This window comes from Cupriavidus sp. 05L310, assembly GCF_056398185.1.
Genome location: NZ_JBFTOX010000026.1, coordinates 18431 through 38594, shown reverse-complemented (window position 1 = coordinate 38594; position 20164 = coordinate 18431). Strand labels below are relative to the sequence as shown.

The following is a 20164-nucleotide window of genomic DNA, read 5'->3' as shown; positions in this document are numbered from 1 at the left end:
GGCACCATGGCGCGTTGGCTAGCCGTGCTTCGCCCGCACATACGCGCCAGTCTTGTGCAATTGCCCTTCGGCAAGTTCGAGCGCCTTGATTGCACCCTTGCCCTTCTTGGCCAGAAGCTGTTCGACCAGTGCTTCGACGACCGCCACGCCGGCGGTAATCGAGGGGAAGAACGAAGGGCTGTCGACCGAGAACAGCAACGTGCAGTCCGCCTCCAGTGCAATCGGCGCTACCGTGCTGTCGGTCAGGGCGATGACGCGGCAGCCGGCTTGCTTCGCGGCGCCGGCGACGCGAATGATCTCCTGCGAATACGGAGCGAAACTCGCAACCACGACGGCATCCTTGGGCTCCAGGGCCCGCAGTTCCATTTCCAGCGTGCCGGCATCTCCGTGGATCAGGTGCGCCGACGAGCGGAACAGCCGATAGATGTAGTGAAACGTAAAGGCGATCGGATAGCAGGAGCGGAAACCCGCAATGTAGACATTGGGTGCGGCGCTGAGCAGTTCTGCGGCACGTGGCATCGATTCCGCGTTGTTGGCGCCTGTGAGGTCGAGGTTCCGGTGCTGCGTATCGAGCATCTCCGCGAGCATCCGGCTCGAACCGCTTTCCCGGACCAGCTTTTTGGCCCGTTTTGCATAGGGCTGGGGGCCGCCGCGGAATGCCTCCACGAAGAGCTCGCGCAGTCCTTGCCAACCCTCGAACCCGAGAAACTGCGCCAGGCGTACCAGCGTTGCGGGCTGGACTCCGGCGTCCAAGGCAATCTTGCGCATGGACAGGATGGGTATCTCCTGGGGATGGTCGAGCAGGTAGCGGGCGCCCCCCTGGAATTGCGGGCTAAGCGCCGCGAAGTTTTCCCGGAGCAGGGCGAGCAATTCGTCCAGGTGCTGCGGCGGCGCGGAGGATTCGATTGGCATGGTCAGTCGCGGTCAGGGTGTCTGTAACGATTGTTGCACAGGCAAGCGCCGGATGCACGGCTACCGTCCGCAGGTGGGTCGCCCTCAAATTGGAATCATATAAATCATATAAATCATAAAAATCATAAAAGACACAAGTGTTGCAATATGGGGGTGGCCTTCTTATACTTCAGGTCAATGCGCATGCGGTATGACCGGGATGATGCAGCCTTGAAGGTAAAGTTCGCCGCGAAGCGGGCCGCCGTTGCGCAGGCCGGCATCGAGTCGCAGTAAAGTGAGCACACATCATGACCAACGTATTCCACCGCAATCCTCGCCAGTCCCTCGCCGTAGCCGTCGGGGGCAAGGGCATCGAACTCATCGACAGCAACGGCAAGCATTACATCGATGCTTCGGGCGGAGCGGCAGTATCTTGCCTTGGTCATGGCCATCCCCGCGTGATCGAGGCGATCAAGGCGCAGGTCGACACGATCGCCTACGCGCACACCTCGTTCTTCACCACCGAGGTGTCCGAAACGCTGGCCGATACCCTGGTACAGGCCGCGCCAGGCGACCTTGACCACGTTTACTTCGTGTCGGGCGGTTCCGAGGCCGTCGAGGCCGCGCTGAAGCTGGCTCGCCAATACTTCGTGGAAATCGGGCAGACCGAACGCCGGCATTTCATCGCCCGCCGCCAGAGCTACCACGGCAATACGCTCGGGGCGCTGGCCATTGGCGGCAATGCCTGGCGGCGCGAGCCTTTCCTGCCGCTGCTGGTGCCGGCGCATCATGTGTCGCCCTGCTATGCCTACCGCGATCAGGCGGCCGGCGAGACCGACGCGCAGTACGCGCAGCGCCTCGCCGACGAACTCGAGACCAAGGTCCTGGAGCTTGGCCCGGAAAGCGTGGCGGCGTTCGTGGCCGAGACCGTGGTTGGCGCTACCGCCGGCGCGGTTGCGCCGGTTGCCGACTATCTCAAGCGCATCCGTGCCGTATGCGACAAGTACGGCGTATTGCTGATCCTCGACGAGGTCATGTCCGGCATGGGACGGACCGGTTATCTTTTTGCCTGCGAGGAAGACGGTGTCGTGCCGGACATCGTGACCATTGCCAAGGGCCTGGGCGCGGGCTACCAGCCGATCGGCGCCATGCTCGCGACCAGCCGCATCTATGATGCCATCGTGGGCGGCAGCGGGTTCTTCCAGCATGGCCACACCTACATCGGGCACGCCACGGCTTGTGCCGCGGCGCTGGCCGTGCAACGCACGATTGCCGAGGAGGGGCTGCTTGCCAATGTGCTGGCACGCGGCGAGCAACTGCGCGCCAGGCTGCGTGAAGTGCTGGGCGATCATCCGAACGTTGGCGACATCCGGGGGCGCGGTTTGTTCGTTGGCGTCGAGTTCGTGGAGGACCGCGCATCCAAGGCGACCCTGGACCCGGCGCTGAAGGTCCACGCGAAGCTCAAGTCGGCCGCGATGCAGAACGGCCTTCTTATCTATCCGATGGGCGGCACGGTCGATGGCGTGCACGGCGACCACGTGCTGTTTGCGCCGCCGTTCATCTGCACGGAAGCGGATATCGATCGCATCGTCGGGCGCTTTGCCCAATCGGTCGGCACGGTGCTGCCATCCTCTCGCATCGCGTTTGCCTGAGAGCCGGATGGCGCGCGGCAATTCCCGCCGAAGATCCACCGCCAGGATGGAAACCGCGCAGGCAGCCTGCCGGCGCGGTTCCTGGCTGGCGGATGTCAGGCCGCCATGCCCAGGAATTGCTGCAGCTCGGGCGTGGCCGGATTGGCGAAGATCTCTTCCGGTGGCCCGATTTCATGCACGCGCCCCTGGTGCATGAACACCACGCGGTTGCACACCTCCCGCGCAAACCGCATTTCATGCGTCACCATCAACAGCGTCATGCCTTCGCTCGCCAGTTGACGTACCACGTTCAACACTTCCATCACCAGTTCCGGGTCCAGCGCCGAGGTAATCTCATCGCACAGCAGCGCGCGCGGCTGCATGGCCAGTGCCCGCGCGATCGCCACGCGCTGCTGCTGCCCGCCGGAAAGCTGGTCCGGATAGCTATCGAACTTTTCCCCCAGCGCCACCTTGGCCAGACACTCGCGCGCGCGGGCCAGCGCCTCGGACTCGCTGACGCCGCCCGCCACGGTCGGCGCCAGCATCACGTTGCGTCCCGCGCTCAGATGCGGGAACAGGTTGAACTGCTGGAAGATCATGCCCACCTTGCGCCGCAGCGCGCGCAGCTCAAGCTCGCTGCTGCCCAGCTTGGCGCCGGCCACGGTGATATTGCCTTCGTCAATGCTCTCTAGGCCGTTGATGCAGCGCAGCAGCGTGCTCTTGCCCGAACCGCTCTTGCCGATGATGGCGATCACCTCGCCCGGCTCCACCTTCAGGTCGATGCCTTTGAGCACTTCGTTGGCGCCAAAGCGCTTCTTTACGTTTTCAATGGCGATGAGCGACATTGAGCTTCCTTTCCAGATAACGGCTGTAGCGGGATAGCGGCCAGCACAGCGCGAAGTAGATCAGCGCGACCAGCGCATAGACGGTAAAGGGGCTGAAGGTGGCGTTGGTGATCACCGTGCCGGCCTTGGACAGTTCGACAAAACCGATGATGGATGCCAGCGCCGTGCCCTTGATGATCTGCACCACGAAGCCCACCGTGGGCGCGACGGCGATGCGCAGCGCCTGCGGCAGGATCACGTAGCGCATCTGCTGCAGATGCCCCAGCGAGAGGCAGCCGGCGGCTTCCCACTGGCCCTTGGGGATGGCCTCCACGCAGCCGCGCCAGATCTCCGCCAGGTAAGCGCCCGACCAGAGCGACAGCGCCAGCCCGGCGGCCAGCCAGGCCGGGATTTCCACGCCGAACAGCGCCAGCCCGAAAAAGGCAAGGAACAGCTGCATCAGCAGCGGCGTGCCCTGGAAGACCTCGATAAAGCCCCAGGCCGCGCGGCGCAGCGGCGCGCGGCGGCTGATGCGCATCATCAGTACCAGCAGCCCGGTCACGGCGCCGCCGGCGAAGGCCACCAGCGACAGCACCACGGTCCAGCGGGCCGCCAGCAGCAGGTTGCGCAGGATGTCCCAGCTTGAGAATTCGGTCATGACGCCCTCCGGAACAGCATGCCGCCGACGCCGCGCAGTATCTGGCGCAGGCCGATGGCGAGCAGCAGGTAGATGGCGGTGGTCAGCAGGTAGACCTCGAAGGCCCGGAAATTCCGCCCCTGGACAAAGTTGGCGGCAAAGGTCAGGTCCTCGGCGGCGATCTGCGAGCACACCGCCGAGCCCAGCATGACGATCACCACCTGGCTGGATAGCGCAGGCCAGATCTTCTTCAGGGCCGGGCGCAGCACCACGTGGCGGAACACCTGGAAGGGCGCCATCGCCAGGCTCGCGCCTGCCTCCAACTGGCCGCGCGGCACGGCCGCGATGCCCGCGCGGACAATCTCCGCGCTGTAGGCGCCGAGGTTGATCACCATGGCCAGGATGGCGGCCTGCATTTCGCCCAGTTGCACGCCCGCGCTCGGCAGGCCGAAGAAGATAAAGAACAGCTGGACCAGGAAAGGCGTATTGCGGATCAGCTCCACATAGCCTCCGGCGATGGCCGCCAGCCAGGCCGGGCCCTGGGTGCGCGCCCAGGCACAGGCAATGCCAAGGGCTACCCCCAGCACGCCGCCCACGACGGTGAGTTCAGCCGTGACGGCGACGCCGTGCGCGAACACGCCGGCATAGTCGAAGGCTGAAAGGAAATCGAATTGATAGGACATGCGAATGCGTTTGTTGGGGGCGCGCCGCGGGTGCGCTCATGCGCGCGAGGCTGGCGCAGTACACCGTGCCGGAGCGGTCGTCCGTCCGGCGCGGCTTTCCGTTTCAGGGCATCCGTATCAAAGCGTGGCCGGCAGCGGCATGCCCAGCCACTTCACCGTCAGCGCATTGAGTTCCCCGTCCTTCTTCACGTCCGCCAGGATCGCGTTGACCTTGGCCTGCAGCTTGGGTTCGCCCTTGTTCAGGCCGATGAAGCAAGGCGAGTTCTTGATCAGGAACTTGGGCTCCGGCTTCTTGGGCGGGTTCTTGGCGAGGATGGCGGCCGCGACCACGTTGCCCGTCGCCACCAGTTGCACCTGGCCGGACAGGAAGGCGCTGATGGTGCCGTTGTTGTCTTCGTAGCGCTTGATGGTGGCGGTGGGCGGGGCGATTTTGCTCAACTCCAGGTCCTCGACCGCCCCGCGCGTCACGCCGACGGTCTTGCCGGCCAGGTCGGCGGCGGCGGTCACTTTCTGGTCGGCCGGGCCGAACACGCCGTTATAGAACGGCGCATAGGCTTCGCTGAAGTCGATGGCCTTCTCGCGCTCGGGGTTCTTGCCCATGCTGGAGATCACCAGGTCCACCTTCTTCGTCTGCAGGTAGGGCACGCGGTTGGTGCTGGTCACGGGCACGAGTTCCAGCTTCACCCCCATCCTTTTGGCCATCAGCGCCGCCACGTCGATGTCCAGCCCTTGCGGCTTCATCTCGGCGTTGACCGAGCCGAAGGGCGGGAAGTCCTGCGGTACCGCGACCTTGAGCACGCCGGCCTTGATCACGTCATCGAGCGCTTCGGCGCCGGCGGTCTGCATCGAGAAGGCGAGGGCGGCGGCACCGAGGCCGAGGAGGAGTTTCGAGAGTTTCATAAAGGGTCCTTGCAAGCTTGCCGTTGAGGCGATTAGGTGATGAGGTTGGCGGGGTACGAATTGAGAGTCGATGCTTCAGGCGCGCGGCCCCAGCGGGCGCAGCGCCTGGCGAAGCGGATCGGGCGGGACTTCCGGCGTGGCGGCGCTGAGGCCAGCCTCCACGTGGCCGAGATGCGCATCCATCAGTGCAATGGCGCGTTCGGTGTCGCCCCGGGCCAGCGCCGCCACGATCCGCACATGCTCGGCGCAGGATTCGCTGGCCTGGTGGCTGGACTGGTAGCGCATGGCGATCAGCGTGGTGCGCGCGGTCAGGTCGCGCAGCGTGTCGGCCAGCAGCACATTGCCCACGCACTCGCCCAGGCACACATGGAAGTCGCCCAGCAGGTAGCTGCGCAGGGCGGTGTCGTCGCCGCGCAGCGCGCGCTGTTCCTGCGCCACATGCGCTTGCAGCCGGTCAATGGCAGCCGCCGAGACCGGTGCCGCATAGCGCAGCAAGCCCAGTTCGATCGCGCGCCGCGCGGCAAACGCCTGGCTGGCCTCCTGCCGGGACGGCTCGATCACGAACCAGCCGCGCCGGGCCGACACCGTGACGATGCCGCGTGCCGCCAGCCGCGTCAGCGCTTCGCGCACCAGGGTCCGGCTAACGCCGAACAGTCCCGCCAGCGCCTGCTCGCCCAGCCGGGTGCCGGGGGCCAGCCGCTGGGCCAGGACCGATTGCGTGATGCGCTCGGCGATCCCGGCGGATGTGCTGCCGCGCATGGGGCCGGAGGCATCGGTAAAGGATGGGATGGAGAAGGTCATGGCAGGCTATGAGGCAAGAGGTATGCCAGCCTGATATACAAGCGTGGTGCGCATGTTTTGTACGCAATGGGCCGGTCAACGGCCAGGCGTACGCACCAGTTGTGCGCGCCTTTGTGCCGGGGGAGTGCGGCGGCACGGGAATGGTGCGTGGATGTCTGTGGTGGCGCGGCGCCAGGGGCGCCACCACCAGCCACGCATGTCACCAGCCGCCGCCAAGGGCGCGGAACGTGGCCACCGCAGCGCGCGCGTTGTCGGCATGCACGCGGGCCTGCTGGTCGCGCGCGGCCAGCAACTGGCGCTCCTCGTCCAGCACCTCGAACAGGCTGACGGCACCACCCTTGTAGGCGTCTTCGGAGGCGCCACGCGCCCGCACGTGGGCGTCGATCTCGGTGGACAGTTCCTTGCCTTGCGACTCCAGTTCAGTGAGGGTGACGATGGCGTTCTCCACGTCTTCCGTGGCGCGCAACATGGCCTTGCGGTAATTGACCAGCGCTTCGGCATTGGCGCCCTTGGCCTGCGCCACCTCGGCATCGACGCGGCCGAAATCGAACAGGCGCCAGCGCAAACCAGCCGCCGCCAGCGGCTGGAACGCTGCAGCGGAAAACAGCTTGCCGGCGCTCAGGCTCTCGAAGCCGAGCAGGGCCGACAACGACAGCTTGGGATAGTACTCGGCGGTGGCCGCCCCGATGCGGGCGCTGCTGGCCGCCAGCCTGCGTTCCGCGGCGATCACGTCCGGGCGGCGGCGCAGGAGGTCGGCGGGCCCCTGGGCCACGGAGATGGCAGGCACCGCCACGCCCTCCTGCAGCGGGCCAAGCTCCGCGGCGTAGGTGCCGGGCTGGGCGCCCATCAGCACATCGAGCCGGTTCAACTGGGTTTGCAGCTCGATGCGCAGCGGCGGGATGGTTACGCGCGCCTGAGCCACCAGCGCTTCCGCCTGCGCCACTTCGCGGCTGGACGACAGGCCGTCGCGCAAGCGCAGGCGCACCAGCTCCAACAGCCTGGCGTTGGTCGCAACCTGGTCCTGCGCAATGGCGATGCGCTGCTGCGCGCCGCGTACCCGGAAATAGGCATCGGCGGCTTCGGCCGCGACCGAGATGCGCACCCCGAACTGGTCGGCCTGCGCGGCCTGCGCTTCGGCGTCGGCCGCTTCCGCGCCACGCCGCAGGCCGCCGAACAAATCGATCTCCCAGCTTGCGCCGGCGCCCACATCGTAGAGCGCGAAATTCCGGTTATAGCCCGGGAACTGGCTGCCGATCTTGCCCAGCGGGCTTTCCAGCGATTGCCGTTCCTTGACTGCCTGCGCCGACAGGCTGCCCTGCGGCAGCAACTGCGCGCCTGCTTCGGCGGCAACGGCGCGCGCCTGCTGCACGCGGGCCAACGCGGCGGCCAAGTCCAGGTTCTGGTCCAGCGCGCGCTGGACGATGCGCGTCAGCGCGGGATCGTCGAAGCCCGTCCACCAGCTATCCAGCGCGGGGGCGGGCCGTTGCGCCTCGCGCGCGGCCAGCGTATCGGCATGCGGGTAGCTTGCCGCCGTGTCGGTGGCGGGCACCCGGTAATCCGGGCCTACCGCCGCGCAGGCAGCCAGGCCCACCGCTGCCAGCGTTGCCGCTGCGAGCGCCGTGGCCCGGGTCGCAAGCGTGCGGATGCGCGGATGCGCCGGGGCGGTTTCGGTGCGGGGCGGGGTACGACTCATTTCCATCTCCTTCGGTTATTCCGGAAGCGGCGTGTCCGCCGCCGCAAAGACTTTGTTTAACAAGTTACTTGCATGATGATATCCACAACTCTATACTAACTTTCATCTTGATAGCAACCTGATTTCCGGAGGTCGCGAACATGCAGAAAAAGCCGCTCGACAATGCGCCTTGTCCCATCGCCCGCAGCCTGGCGCGGGTGGGCGAGCCGTGGAGCATCCTGATCCTGCGGGAGGCGTTCTATGGCGCGAGCCGCTTCGACGACTTCCAGAAGCAACTGGGCATCGCGCCCAATATGCTGGCCCGCCGCCTGGAGACGCTGGTGCGCGAGGACCTGCTGGAGCGGCGCCAGTATTGCGAGCGGCCGCCGCGCTTCGAATACCTGCTGACCGCGCGGGGCCGCGAATTCCGGCCGGTGATGCTGGTGCTGCTGGCCTGGGGCAACCGCCACTTCTCGCCCGAGGGCGAGAGCGTGCAACTGGTGGACCGGCATACCGGCGCCACCGTCACGCCGGTCCTGGTGGATGCGGCGACCGGGCATCCCATCACCGAAGCGGATCACATGGTCGTGCCCGGACCGGCCGCCAGCGAGCGCTTGCGCGCCAAGCTTCACAAATCGGCAGCCGCGCGCGCGGCCGCCACCCCGAACGTCCCGCACGCAGCGGGCCACATCTGAAAGCGTCAATACGAAAGCAAGAGGAAGCGTCATGACAAGCGACATCGCCGCCGAGCGTGCTGGCTCGGAGCCCGTTCCCGTCTCTAAACCCCGGCTCAGCCCCAGGCGCCTGCTGATGACCGGCGCGCTCGTCGCCGCCGGCCTGGGCGCCGCGGCTTACGGCCAGCACTGGTGGTCGCACGGCCGTTTCCTGCAAAGCACCGACGATGCCTATGTGGGCGGGGAGGTGACGGTGATCGCGCCGAAGGTGCCGGGCTACCTGGCCGAAGTCACGGTGACCGACAACCAGCAGGTACGCGCAGGCGACTTGCTGGCCCGCATCGACGATCGCGACTACCGCGCCGCGCTGGCCAAGGCGGAAGGCGCGGTGGCCGCCCAGCAGGCGCTGCTGGCCAATCTCGACGCCACCCGGTCCCTGCAGGAGGCCGTGATCAGCCAGGCCCGGGCGGCGGTGACGGCGGTGGATGCCGACACCGCGCGAGCCCGCGATGACCAGGCGCGTTACCAGAGCCTGGCGGCCAAGTCGGCCGTATCGATCCAGAGCTCGCAAAAGGCAGACTCCGATTACAAGCAGTCGCTGGCCAACACGCAGAAGGCGCAGGCCAGCCTGCTCGCCGCGCAGCGCCAGGTCGACGTGATCGCCACGCAGAAGCTGCAGGCCCAGGCGGCGCTCGCGCAGGCCACCGCGGAGCGCGATATCGCCAAACTGAACCTTGGCTACACGGAGTTGCGAGCGCCCATCGACGGCACTGTCGGCAACCGCCGCGCCCGCGTGGGCGCCTACGCCGCCGGCGGCACGCAATTGCTCTCGATCGTGCCGGCGCGCGGCCTGTGGGTCGATGCCAACTTCAAGGAAGGGCAGCTTGCGCATCTGCGGCCGGGCATGCGCGCCACCGTGGAGGCCGATGTGCTGCCGGGGCGTGTTTTCCACGGCCGCGTGACCAGCCTGGCGCCGGCCACCGGCGCGCAGTTCAGCGTGCTGCCGCCGGAGAACGCCACCGGCAACTTCACCAAGATTGTCCAGCGCGTGCCGGTGCGCATCATGCTGGAGGAGAACGAGGCCACGCTGGCCATGCTCCGGCCCGGCCTGTCCGTGGTCGCCGAAGTCGATTCCCGCGCGGATGCGCAGGTGCAGCCATGAGCACCGGTGTCCTCGCCGCGCCCGGGCAGGGCGCGCAGCCGGCCGAGACCAAGCCTTCACCCCCGGCATTTTCCGCGGCCTCCATGACCACGGGCGCCAAGGTGTTCGCCTTTGCCACCATGTGCGTGGGCATGTTTATCGCCTTGCTGGATATCCAGATTGTCTCGGCCTCGCTGCGCGATATCGGCGGCGGGCTCTCGGCGGGCACCGATGAAACCGTGTGGGTGCAGACCAGCTACCTGATCGCCGAGATCATCGTCATCCCGTTGTCGGGCTGGCTGTCTCGGGTAATGTCCACGCGCTGGCTGTTTGCCGCGTCGGCGGCCGGGTTCACGCTGACCAGCCTGCTGTGCGGCATTGCCTGGAACATCCAGAGCATGATCGCCTTTCGCGCCATGCAGGGCTTCCTGGGCGGCTCGATGATCCCGCTGGTGTTCACCACCGCCTTTGCGTTCTTCGGCGGCAAGCAGCGCGTCATTGCCGCCGCCACCATCGGGGCCCTGGCTTCGCTGGCGCCTACGCTCGGACCCACCGTGGGGGGCTGGATCACCGACCACTACTCCTGGCACTGGCTGTTCTTCATCAACCTGGTTCCCGGTATCTTCGTCACCGTAGCCGTGCCCATGCTGGTGCGCGTGGACCGGCCCAACTGGTCCCTGATACGCGGCGCCGACTACCTCGGCATGACCTTGATGGCGCTGTTCCTCGGCTGCCTGCAATACACGCTGGAGGAAGGCCCGCGCTGGGACTGGTTCGGCGACGACGTGATTCGCGCCACGGCTTGGATCTCGGGCATCGCGGGCGTGGGCTTTGTCTGGCGCAGCCTGACCTATGCGCAGCCGGTGGTGGATTTGCGCGCGCTCAAGGACCGCAACTTCGCGCTGGGCTGCTTCTTTTCCTTCATGGCCGGCGTGGGCATTTTCGCCACCATCTATCTCACGCCGCTGTTCCTTGGCCGCGTGCGCGGCTTCAGCGCGTTGCAGATCGGGTTGGCGGTGTTTTCCACCGGCGTGTTCCAGGTCATGTCGATCCCCGTGTACGCTTTCTTCGCCAACCGTGTGGACCTGCGCTGGCTGATGATGTTCGGGCTGGGCTGCTTTGCGTTCTCGATGTGGCAGTTCGCGCCCATCACGCATGACTGGGGCGCGCAGGAATTGCTGCTGCCGCAGGCGTTTCGCGGCATGGCGCAGCAGTTCGCGGTGGCGCCGGCGGTCACGCTCACGCTCGGGGCGCTGTCGCCGGAGCGGCTCAAGCTGGCGTCCGGCCTGTTCAACCTGATGCGCAACCTGGGCGGCGCGATCGGCATCGCTGGTTGCGCGACGATCCTGAACGACCGCACCAACCTGCATTTCCAGCGCATCGCCGAGCACCTGAACTACCGCAACGAGGCGATGGGCGCGCTGCTGCAGGCCGTCGGCAGCAATATGGCCGCGTGGGGCAACGACATTGTCGACGCGCAGAGCGCGGCGCTCAGGCAACTGTGGGCGCTGGCGTGGCGCGAGGCGCAGACGCAGACCTTTGGCGATGCCTTCCTGGTCATCATGGTCTGCTTTGTGATCACCACCGCGATGGTGCCGCTGATGCGCAAGGTGGCGGCGCCGAAAGCGCCGTCGGCCGACGCGCATTGAGACCTTCAATCGGGAGATGCATGATGAAAGCCATTTTAGCCAACGCGCTGGCCAGCGCCTTAGCCAGCGCCGCACTGTTTGCCGGCATGGCGGCCCAGCCCGTCCATGCGGCTACGGAGCGCCCGCGCGACAGCGGCGTGGGATGCGCCCGTGCCGATAACCGCTACTGCAAGGCGCCGCGCGGTGTTCCCGCCGGCGAAGCCCAAGCGGAATGGTCCGCGACCGCGTGGCCATCCTCGTCCACCAAGCCAGGGAGTCTGTGATGAAAGCCAGGGAAGTCGTGTTATGCCACCCCGTTCGCACCGCCATAGGCGCCTATAACGGTTCGCTCAAGGCCACGCCGGCGACCGAACTGGGGGCGGCCGTCATCCGCGAGACGGTCCGCCGCTCCGGGCTGGACCCGGAACGGATCGGCAGCGTGGTGTTCGGCAATGTGATCCAGGCGGGCAACCGGATGAACCCGGCGCGGCAGGCCGCCATCGGCGCGGGCCTGCCGGTGTCGTTGCCCGCGATGACCGTCAACCGCGTGTGCGGGTCCGGCGCGCAGGCCATCGCCAGCGCCGCCGATGAAATCTGGCTTGGCCATGTCGATGCAGCGGTTGCCGGCGGCATGGAGAACATGGACCAGGCCCCCTACCTGATGCCCGCCGGCCGCTGGGGCAGCCGCATGGGCGACGCGGTGCTGCAGGACAGCATGCTGCGCGACGGGCTGGTGGATGCCTTCTCGGGCGAGCACTCGGGCTGGCATACCGAGGATCTGGTGACCCGCAACAAGATTGGCCGCGATGAACAGGACCGCTGGGCGGAGCGCTCGCAGAGCCGCTTTGCCCACGCGCAGGAACAAGGCCGTTTCGTGGAGCAGATCGTTGGCGTTCCGGTGAAGGCGAAGGGCGGGACGGCGATGTTCGGCGTGGACGAGGCAAACCGGCCGGACACCACATTCGAGATTCTCAGCAAGCTTCGCCCCGCGTTCCGCAAGGATGGCACCATCACCGCGGGCAATGCGCCGGGGCTCAATAGCGGCGCGGCTGCCATGCTCGTCGCCGAACGCGCCCTGGCCGAGAGCCAGGGCCTGGCACCGATGGCGCGGCTGGTGGCCTACGGCGTCGGCGCGGTCGAGCCGGGTCTGTTCGGCCTTGGCCCCGTGCCCGCCGTGCGTCAGGCGCTGCAGCGCGCGCAATGGACGCTGGGCGATATCGAGCGGATCGAGATCAATGAGGCCTTCGCGGCGGTGCCGCTGGCGGTCGCGGGCGAACTCGGGCTGCCGCTCGACATCATCAACGTGGATGGCGGCGCCATCGCGCATGGCCACCCGATCGGCGCGACCGGCGCGGTGCTGACCACGCGCCTGCTCTATTCGATGCGCATGGACGGGATACGCCGGGGCATCGTGACGCTGTGCATCGGGGGTGGGCAGGGCATCGCGCTGGCGCTCGAAATCCTGGATTAAGCAGCACTGGCAGGGCGGGTTTTCCGGCATCGGGACATTTCAATCCAGCTATCATGTTGAAAGTATCAAGATGCCGGATTGGAGCCCTCGACCATGCAAAGAAAGACCTTCAGGAACATGCAATGCCCCATCGCCCGTGGCCTGGAACGGGTTGGCGAGTGGTGGAGCATGCTGCTGATGCGCGAGGCGTTCTATGGCGCACGGCGTTTCGACGACTTCCAGAAGAACCTGGATATCGCGCCCAACATGCTCACGCGCCGCCTGACCGCGCTGGTGGAGGAGGGTTTGCTGGAGCGCCGCCAGTACTCCGAGAAGCCGCCGCGCTATGAGTATGTCCTGACCCAGTGCGGGCGCGACTTCCTGCCCGTGCTGCTGGCCATGCTGGCCTGGGGCAATAAGCACTTCGCGCCGGAAGGCCCCAGCGTGGAGTTGCTCGACAAGGAAACCGGCAAGGTCGTCGAACCGGTGCTGGTGGACGCCGGCACGGGGGAGCGCCTGAGTTTCGCGCGGCACGCGCTGGTGCCCGGTCCCGCCGCCGGAGACGGCATGCGCCGGCGGCTCGAATCCGCTGCCGGCTTCTTGTCGGGCGGCGAGGACGCGGCGGAGGCAGGCGACGAGCTTGCCGGGAGCGGCGCCTCATAGGCTTTTTTTTTATTTATCCCATCCATCGAAGCGGGGAACGTCATGAAGATTCTGGTCCTGGGCGCTGGCGCCATGGGCGGTTACTACGGCGGACGGCTGATGCAGGCGGGCGCCGATGTCACGTTCCTGGTGCGGCCACGGCGCGCCGAGGTGCTGGCCAGGGACGGCCTGGTCGTGCGCAGCGAGCTTGGCGATATCCATACTGCCGTAAAGACCGTGCTCTCCGGCGCGGTCAGGGCGGACTACGACCTCGTCCTGCTGGCCTGCAAGACCTATGACCTGGCCAGCGCGATGCAAGCGCTGGACCCGGCGCTGGACGGCACCCACGGCAAGGGCGCGGCGATCCTGCCGCTGGTCAATGGCCTGCGCGCGTATGAGACGCTGGATGCGCGCTACGGCCGGGAAAGGGTGCTCGGCGGTGTCTCTTACATCGCGACCACGCTGGACGCTTCCGGCGCGGTGGTGCACCAGGGGGCGGTCGACAGACTCGTCGTGGGCGCCCGTGCCGAACCGGCGCAAGCCCTGGCCGGCGCATTTCATGCACTCGCCGCGAGCACGCCTGGCATGCGCGAACTGTCGCCGGCGATCGACCAGGCGCTGTGGAACAAGTGGGTGATGATCTCGGCCGGTGCGCTGATGACGTGCCTGATGCGCGGCACCGTCGGCGAGATCGTCAGGACGGCCGACGGACGGGCGCTGATGCGCCAGGCCATGGACGAGTGCGCGGCGGTGGCGCGCTTGTCCGGGCATGCCTTGCCCGAGCCGGTGGCCGATGCGATGGCCGCGCGGCTGCTGGACGAGACCTCGACGTGGGCCGCCTCGATGATGCGCGACATCGGACAAGGCGCGCCCCGCCTGGAGGCGTTGGACATCGTCGGCGACATGGCGCAGCGCGCCGCGCGGCTGGGACATGACGCGCCGCTGGCGCGCATCGCCTATGCCCACCTGCAGGTCTACGAGGCCCAGCGCGCCGCCGCCTAGCCCCTGGTGTCCGCCGTCACGGCGGCGGCTGCGCGGCGTTCCCGCGCCTGGCGCCGGAACGCGCCTGGCCCCATGCCGAAATACGCCTTGAAGGCCCGCCCGAATGCCGCCTCGGAGGCATAGCCGCAATGCTCGCCGATGCTGGCCGCGGAATCGCGGTCTTGCGTCAGCAGGCGGGCGGCCATTTCCATGCGCAAGGTGGTGACCAGCTGCAGCGGCGTCTCGCCGCTGAGTTGCGTAAAGCGCCGGGCAAAGGTCGCCCGCGACATATTGCATGCCTCGGCCAGCGACGCCACCGACCACGGCTCGGCGGGTGCGCGCAGCACGGCATCGATCGCCCTGGACATGCGCGCATCGGCCATCAGCGCCAGCAGGCTGTGCGTGACCCCGCCCTGGGCGATCAGGGCGCGCAGCAGCAAGGTCAGCAAGGCGGTGGAAAGCTGCGCGATGACCGCCATGCCGCCGGGCTCGGGCGCCTGGGCCTCGTTGCGCATCATGTCGATCAAGGCATCCAGCCAGGCGCAATCGGCGCGTTCGGCGGTGGCGATGCGCAGCACGGGGGGCAGGTTGCGCAACAGCATGGTGCCCGGCAAGCCCAGCACAAAAGTGCCGCACAACATATCCAGCGGACGCTCGTCGCCCGGCACTGTCACTTCCGTCAGCAAGCCGTTGAAGCGCGTCCGGTGGGCCGGCATGTCCGCGCCGGCGGGCGCTGCGCCGTCCGGCAGGCTGCGCAGCGTGTGCGCGGTGCCATGGGGAAACAGCAGCACATCACCCGCGCCAAGCGAGATCGCGTCCTGCTCCACCAGCGCGCGCGCCTGCCCGCCCAGGATGATGTGATAGCGAAGGTGCCCGGGCGGCGCCGCCGCGTTGTCCACGCGCCAGTTGCCGGCGAAGTGGCAGTGCAGGTCCACGGTGCCGGCGGGAGCCAGCATGCGCACCAGTTCGGTCAAGGCGTCCATGACGGGATGTTGAGACGATGGAGCAAGAGATTGCGACTATTGTATGCGGTAAATGACAAGATGGACGCCTAGACTTCAGTCCATGGAAGCAGCGCAACAAACACGGCGCGATCCATCGACCAAACTAACCGGAGTCCATCATGTCCCGTCTTCACACCATCAACGCCACTGAAGCCACCGGCCAGACCGCCCAGTTGTTCGCTGCGATCAAGGGCGCCGTCGGCAAGGTGCCCAACGCCTACCTGGTTATCGGCAGCAATGCCCCCGAGGTGCTTGCCAACGTGCTGCAAACCGGGGCGTTGCTGAAGAACGCCACCCTCAGCGCCCGCGAGCTGGAGGCCATCAATCTCTCTGTCAGCGAAGCCTCGGCTTGTGATTACTGTGTCGCCGCGCACACCATGACCGGCAAGATGGCGGGCTACAGCGCGGAGCAGACACGCGAACTGCGCGCCGGCAGCTACCCGGAAGACAGCAAGATCGACGCCCTGGTCCGCTTTGCGCTGGCCCTGGTGAAGACCGCCGGCACGTTGCCCGCCAGCGCTGTCGCCAATGTGCGCGAAGCCGGCTATACCGACCGCCAGATCATCGAGGCCATCCAGGCGGTCAGTGCGATCCTGTTCACCAATATGGTCAATCGCGTCAACGATACCGTGGTGGATTTCCCGAAGGTGGCGTGAGGGGGAGGCCAGCCGGGGCTGGCCGGGCGAAGCGCCCGGCTACCCGCTGGCCTGCAAGCGGGCTGGCACCATCAGGCCGCTTCATGCGCCGGGAAAACGACACTTCAGGCGCACTTGCCGCCGACTGACCGCGTTGCCCCGTAGCGGGTCGCATATTCCCAGCCCAGTTCTGCAAGCGGCCTTGCCTTGCGGCCGGTTTCCAGCGCATCCGCGGCCGCCGCATTGCCACCTTCCGCGCGCCGCGCAATGCCGTTCATGATGGCGGCCAGCCTGAAGAAGTTATAGGCGAGGTAGAAATCCCAATGTTCCATCTCCTGCATGCCGTTGGCATCGCCATACCACCGAATGTAGGTGGCCTCGTCCGGAATGCCCAGGTCGTGCAGGTCCAGCCCGCCAATGCCGCGCCAGAGCGATGCCGGGATATGCCAACCCATGCACTGATAGGCAAGGTCGGCCACCGGGTGGCCCAGCGTCGATAATTCCCAATCCAGGACACCGAGTACGCGCGGCTCGGTTGGATGAAAGAGCAGGTTGTCCATGCGGAAGTCGCCGTGGACAAGGCTGGTCTGGTGTTCCGGCGGAAGATGGCGTGGAAGCCAGTCGGCCAGGGCCTCCAGCGCGGTATTGCCGTCCGTGCCGGTGTCCTGGCACTGGCGTGCCCAGCGGCTCACTTGCCGTGCGATGTAGTTTCCGCTTTTGCCATAGTCGGCGAGACCTGCCTTTTGATAGTCCACCCGATGCAATGCCGCTATCACCCGGTTCATTTCCCGGTAGATCGCCGTGCGTTCCTCACGCGACAGGCCGGGCAGCGACTGGTCGAACATGACCCTGCCTTGCAGGAACTCCATGACGTAGAAGGGGCTGCCCAGGATCGACGTATCCTCGCTGTAGAGGAACAGTTGCGGGACGGGCACTTCGCTGTCCCGCAGTGCATGCATTACGCGATATTCGCGGTCAATGGCATGGGCGGACGACAACAGCTTGCCGGGCGGTTTGGTGCGCAGTACATATTGCCGCCCTTCGCACCAGATCCGATAGGTGGGATTGGACTGGCCGCCGGCCAGCCGTTGCGCCATGAGCGAGGGCCGCTCGATCAGGCCCTGGCCGTGCAGCAAGGCCGCCAGCCTGGTGCAATCCAGATCCGGCGGGTGTTTATCCGCCGGGGCGGTCTCGCGTTGCGCGCTGGCATGCGTCATCGTGTCTGTCTCCCTGTGCCCCGATCCACTACGGGGTCTCTTCGATTGGTTGTGTCGTTCGCTTCGGGCTAAAGCGTGCTGACCATGTGCCCGCCATCCACCGGCAATACGGCGCCGGTGATGTAATCCGAAGCGTTCGATGCCAGCAGGAGCAGCGCGCCGTCGAGTTGCTCCGGCTGTCCAAGCCGGCGTTGCGGGATCCGTTTGACCAGTGCCTGGCCGCTGTCGGTCTCGAAGAAGCTCCGGTTGATGTCGGTTTCGAAATACCCCGGTGCCAGCGCATTGACGCGGATACCATACCGCGCCCATTCCAGCGCGAGCGACCGTGTCAGGTGAATCAGTCCAGCCTTGGCCGCGGCATAGGCGGGCACTTGCTGGGCAACGCGCATACCAAGGATCGAGGCGATGTTGACGATGCTGCCGCCCTTGCCGCCATCGCGCATCATCTGCGCCGCATGCTGTGCCACCCGCCACGCGCCGCTCAGGTTGGTGTCGATCACGCTTTGCCATTCGTCCTCCGCCACCTCGATGGCGGGACGCGTGACAGCAATGCCTGCGCTGTTGACCACGATGTCGACCGTGCCCAACGCGCTGGCCGCGGCCGCGAAGGCCGACGCCACCGAGGCCGGGTCCCTGACGTCGAGCGAAACCACGCAGCCTTCAGCGCCTTCCTCGCGGAGCGCGGCAAGCAGTGCCTCGCCTTCGCCGACGCGCCGTCCGGCCAGTGCAACCCGGCATCCGGCACGCGCCAGGGTCAGGGCGAAGTGCCGGCCCAGGCCGCCGAATGCGCCGGTCACCAGCGCGACCTTGCCCTCCAGGTCGGCAAACAGGTTAGGGGCGGGATGCGCTTTCATGCAAAATCTCCTTTGATTGCCAGAATGGATGCCGGTGTTGCCCGGCCACCCGTCGCCTGCGGGCAAAGGCGGCCAGCCTATGCTGCCTCAGGCTGCCTTGCCCATGTCTTCGACCACCTTCTTGGCGTCGCCGAACACCATCATGGTCTTGTCCATGTAGAACAGTTCGTTATCCAGGCCCGCGTAGCCAGCCGCCATCGAGCGCTTGTTCACGATGATGGTCTTGGCCTTGTAGGCTTCCAGGATCGGCATGCCGGCAATCGGCGAGCCGGGATCGGTCTTGGCGGCCGGGTTCACCACGTCGTTGGCGCCCAGCACCAGCACCACGTCGGCCTGGCCGAACTCGCTGTTGATGTCTTCCATCTCGAAGACCTGGTCGTAAGGGACCTCGGCCTCGGCCAGCAGTACGTTCATATGGCCCGGCATGCGGCCCGCCACCGGGTGGATGGCGTACTTCACCGTCACCCCCTTCTCGACCAGCTTTTCGGTGAGTTCCTTGAGCGCGTGCTGCGCGCGCGCCACCGCCAGGCCGTAGCCAGGGACGATGATCACGGTCTCGGCATTGCTCATCAGGAAGGCCGCGTCGTCGGCCGAGCCGGCCTTGACATTGCGCTGTTCCGCACCGCCTGCCGTGGCGGCCGCCGCGGTGTTGCCAAAGCCGCCGAGCAGCACGTTGAAGAACGAGCGGTTCATCGCGCGGCACATGATGTACGAGAGGATGGCGCCGGAGGAGCCAACCAGCGAGCCGGCGATGATCAGCATCGGGTTGTTGAGCGAGAAGCCAATGCCGGCGGCCGCCCAGCCCGAGTATGAGTTCAGCATCGACACCACCACGGGCATGTCGGCGCCCCCGATCGGGATGATGATCAGCACGCCCAGCACGAAGGCGATCGCCAGCATCAGCAGGAAGGGCATCCAGGCCTGCGACAGGAAGAAGGCCACGCCGAAGCCGATCATCGCCACCGCCAGCAGCAGGTTGAGCATGTGTTGGCCGGCGAAGGACACCGGCGCGCCCTGGAACAGCCGGAACTTGTAGCGCCCGGCCAGCTTGCCGAAGGCGATCACCGAACCCGAGAAGGTAATGGCGCCGACGAAGCAGCCGATGAACAGCTCGATGCGGTTGCCCAGCGGGATGTCATGCGAGCCCGCGGGCGCAATGCCGAAGGCGGCTGGCTCAGCCACCGCGGCCACCGCGATGAAGACGGCGGCCAGGCCGATCAGCGAATGCATGGCGGCCACCAGTTCGGGCATCTTGGTCATCTCGACCTTCTTCGCCACGTAGGCACCGATGCCGCCGCCGACCACCAGCGCGCCGAAGATCAATGCCAGGCCTTCGGCGACCGACGACTGGGCGGCGCTTGCCGCCATGAAGTCGTTCCTCAGTTTGGCGATCAACACCAGCGTGGTTACCGCCGCGATGGCCATGCCGGTCATGCCGAAGGCGTTGCCGCGCCGTGCGGAACTGGGATGCGAGAGGCCCTTGAGCGCCTGGATGAAACACACCGAGGCCAGCAGGTAGAGCAGGGTGACGAGGTTCATGCTCACGAGATTGCTCATGCCGCGGCCTCCTTGCCATGGGCGCCCGCGGGCTTGGCCTTGGGTTCCTTCTTCTTGAACATCTCCAGCATGCGCTGCGTCACCAGAAAGCCGCCGAACACGTTGACCGCGGCGAGCGCCACCGCCAGCGCGCCCATGGTGCGGCCCACGGGCCCCTCGGTCAGGCCGGCCGCCAGCATGGCGCCGACGATGATGATGGCCGAGATTGCGTTGGTCACCGCCATCAGCGGGGTGTGCAGGGCCGGTGTGACCGTCCAGACCACGTGGTAGCCCACGTAGATCGCCAGTACGAAGATGATCAGGTTGATCACCGTGTGGTTCACCATTTCCATCGACTTCTCC

General features: G+C 66.7%; 21 protein-coding genes. 9 read left to right on the top strand and 12 right to left on the bottom strand.

Going from position 1 to position 20164, the window contains the following annotated elements; translation table 11 throughout:
- Nucleotides 1-18: 18 nt before the first annotated feature.
- Nucleotides 19-912 (bottom strand): MurR/RpiR family transcriptional regulator, encoded by an 894-nt coding sequence (locus AC1DS6_RS19525; protein ID WP_477102941.1) that lies wholly within the window; start codon nt 910-912, stop codon nt 19-21.
- Nucleotides 913-1199: 287 nt separating this feature from the next.
- On the opposite strand from AC1DS6_RS19525, the gene AC1DS6_RS19520 reads away from it, so the two are divergent.
- Entirely contained in the window at nt 1200-2543 is a 1344-nt protein-coding gene (locus tag AC1DS6_RS19520; protein WP_441626639.1) for an aspartate aminotransferase family protein, read from the top strand.
- Between the two features lie 95 nt (nt 2544-2638).
- Here AC1DS6_RS19520 and AC1DS6_RS19515 read toward each other — a convergent pair whose 3' ends face one another.
- From AC1DS6_RS19515 to AC1DS6_RS19490, 6 genes are all read right to left on the bottom strand, one after another.
- Nucleotides 2639-3367, bottom strand: coding sequence for an amino acid ABC transporter ATP-binding protein (locus AC1DS6_RS19515; protein WP_045237526.1), 729 nt, complete (start codon nt 3365-3367; stop codon nt 2639-2641).
- Nucleotides 3348-4004, bottom strand: a complete 657-nt coding sequence (locus tag AC1DS6_RS19510) for an amino acid ABC transporter permease (RefSeq protein ID WP_441626637.1) — start codon at nt 4002-4004, stop codon at nt 3348-3350. Before AC1DS6_RS19510 ends, AC1DS6_RS19515 begins: the two co-directional genes overlap by 20 nt.
- Entirely contained in the window at nt 4001-4666 is a 666-nt protein-coding gene (locus AC1DS6_RS19505; protein WP_441626635.1) for an amino acid ABC transporter permease, read from the bottom strand. The genes AC1DS6_RS19510 and AC1DS6_RS19505 overlap by 4 nt, the downstream gene beginning before the upstream one ends.
- 117 nt (nt 4667-4783) lie before the next feature.
- Nucleotides 4784-5566 carry a transporter substrate-binding domain-containing protein gene (locus tag AC1DS6_RS19500; RefSeq protein ID WP_477102940.1) on the bottom strand — a complete coding sequence of 261 codons (783 nt, stop codon included), beginning with the start codon at nt 5564-5566 and terminating at the stop codon, nt 4784-4786.
- Between the two features lie 75 nt (nt 5567-5641).
- Entirely contained in the window at nt 5642-6367 is a 726-nt protein-coding gene (locus tag AC1DS6_RS19495) for a GntR family transcriptional regulator (protein WP_477102939.1), read from the bottom strand.
- A 199-nt stretch (nt 6368-6566) separates the two neighbouring features.
- Nucleotides 6567-8060, bottom strand: coding sequence for an efflux transporter outer membrane subunit (locus AC1DS6_RS19490; protein WP_441626629.1), 1494 nt, complete (start codon nt 8058-8060; stop codon nt 6567-6569).
- Nucleotides 8061-8200: 140 nt separating this feature from the next.
- Here AC1DS6_RS19490 and AC1DS6_RS19485 point away from each other — a divergent pair, with 140 nt between their 5' ends.
- The 7 genes from AC1DS6_RS19485 to AC1DS6_RS19455 all read left to right on the top strand — a co-directional run bounded on the left by AC1DS6_RS19485 (nt 8201) and on the right by AC1DS6_RS19455 (nt 14576).
- A complete protein-coding gene (locus tag AC1DS6_RS19485; RefSeq protein WP_441626627.1) occupies nt 8201-8734 on the top strand; it encodes a winged helix-turn-helix transcriptional regulator in 534 nt (177 codons plus the stop codon).
- 31 nt (nt 8735-8765) lie between these two features.
- Nucleotides 8766-9875: an HlyD family secretion protein gene (locus AC1DS6_RS19480; RefSeq protein WP_441626625.1), complete on the top strand. Its 1110-nt coding sequence runs from the start codon at nt 8766-8768 to the stop codon at nt 9873-9875.
- On the top strand, nt 9872-11503 hold the full coding sequence (locus AC1DS6_RS19475; RefSeq protein ID WP_441626623.1) for a DHA2 family efflux MFS transporter permease subunit: 1632 nt from the start codon (nt 9872-9874) through the stop codon (nt 11501-11503). The genes AC1DS6_RS19480 and AC1DS6_RS19475 overlap by 4 nt, the downstream gene beginning before the upstream one ends.
- Nucleotides 11504-11523: 20 nt before the next feature.
- Nucleotides 11524-11766 carry a hypothetical protein gene (locus tag AC1DS6_RS19470; protein ID WP_441626621.1) on the top strand — a complete coding sequence of 81 codons (243 nt, stop codon included), beginning with the start codon at nt 11524-11526 and terminating at the stop codon, nt 11764-11766.
- Nucleotides 11766-12953 carry a thiolase family protein gene (locus AC1DS6_RS19465; RefSeq protein ID WP_441626619.1) on the top strand — a complete coding sequence of 396 codons (1188 nt, stop codon included), beginning with the start codon at nt 11766-11768 and terminating at the stop codon, nt 12951-12953. The genes AC1DS6_RS19470 and AC1DS6_RS19465 overlap by 1 nt, the downstream gene beginning before the upstream one ends.
- Before the next feature lie 93 nt (nt 12954-13046).
- Entirely contained in the window at nt 13047-13595 is a 549-nt protein-coding gene (locus AC1DS6_RS19460) for a winged helix-turn-helix transcriptional regulator (protein ID WP_441626617.1), read from the top strand.
- Nucleotides 13596-13637: 42 nt separating this feature from the next.
- A complete protein-coding gene (locus AC1DS6_RS19455; protein WP_477102938.1) occupies nt 13638-14576 on the top strand; it encodes a 2-dehydropantoate 2-reductase in 939 nt (312 codons plus the stop codon).
- Here AC1DS6_RS19455 and AC1DS6_RS19450 read toward each other — a convergent pair.
- A complete protein-coding gene (locus AC1DS6_RS19450; RefSeq protein WP_477102937.1) occupies nt 14573-15538 on the bottom strand; it encodes an AraC family transcriptional regulator in 966 nt (321 codons plus the stop codon). The genes AC1DS6_RS19455 and AC1DS6_RS19450 overlap by 4 nt on opposite strands.
- Before the next feature lie 140 nt (nt 15539-15678).
- On the opposite strand from AC1DS6_RS19450, the gene AC1DS6_RS19445 reads away from it, so the two are divergent.
- A complete protein-coding gene (locus AC1DS6_RS19445; protein ID WP_441626611.1) occupies nt 15679-16215 on the top strand; it encodes a carboxymuconolactone decarboxylase family protein in 537 nt (178 codons plus the stop codon).
- A 104-nt stretch (nt 16216-16319) separates the two neighbouring features.
- Here AC1DS6_RS19445 and AC1DS6_RS19440 read toward each other — a convergent pair whose 3' ends face one another.
- From AC1DS6_RS19440 to AC1DS6_RS19425, 4 genes are all read right to left on the bottom strand, one after another.
- Nucleotides 16320-17411, bottom strand: coding sequence for a phosphotransferase family protein (locus AC1DS6_RS19440; RefSeq protein ID WP_441626609.1), 1092 nt, complete (start codon nt 17409-17411; stop codon nt 16320-16322).
- A gap of 68 nt (nt 17412-17479) precedes the next feature.
- Nucleotides 17480-18265 (bottom strand): SDR family NAD(P)-dependent oxidoreductase, encoded by a 786-nt coding sequence (locus AC1DS6_RS19435; protein WP_441626607.1) that lies wholly within the window; start codon nt 18263-18265, stop codon nt 17480-17482.
- 87 nt (nt 18266-18352) lie between these two features.
- Complete coding sequence (locus AC1DS6_RS19430) at nt 18353-19822, bottom strand: NAD(P)(+) transhydrogenase (Re/Si-specific) subunit beta (RefSeq protein WP_441626605.1); 1470 nt, start codon at nt 19820-19822, stop codon at nt 18353-18355.
- On the bottom strand, nt 19819-20154 hold the full coding sequence (locus AC1DS6_RS19425) for an NAD(P) transhydrogenase subunit alpha part 2 (RefSeq protein ID WP_045237502.1): 336 nt from the start codon (nt 20152-20154) through the stop codon (nt 19819-19821). Before AC1DS6_RS19425 ends, AC1DS6_RS19430 begins: the two co-directional genes overlap by 4 nt.
- Nucleotides 20155-20164: the final 10 nt, after the last annotated feature.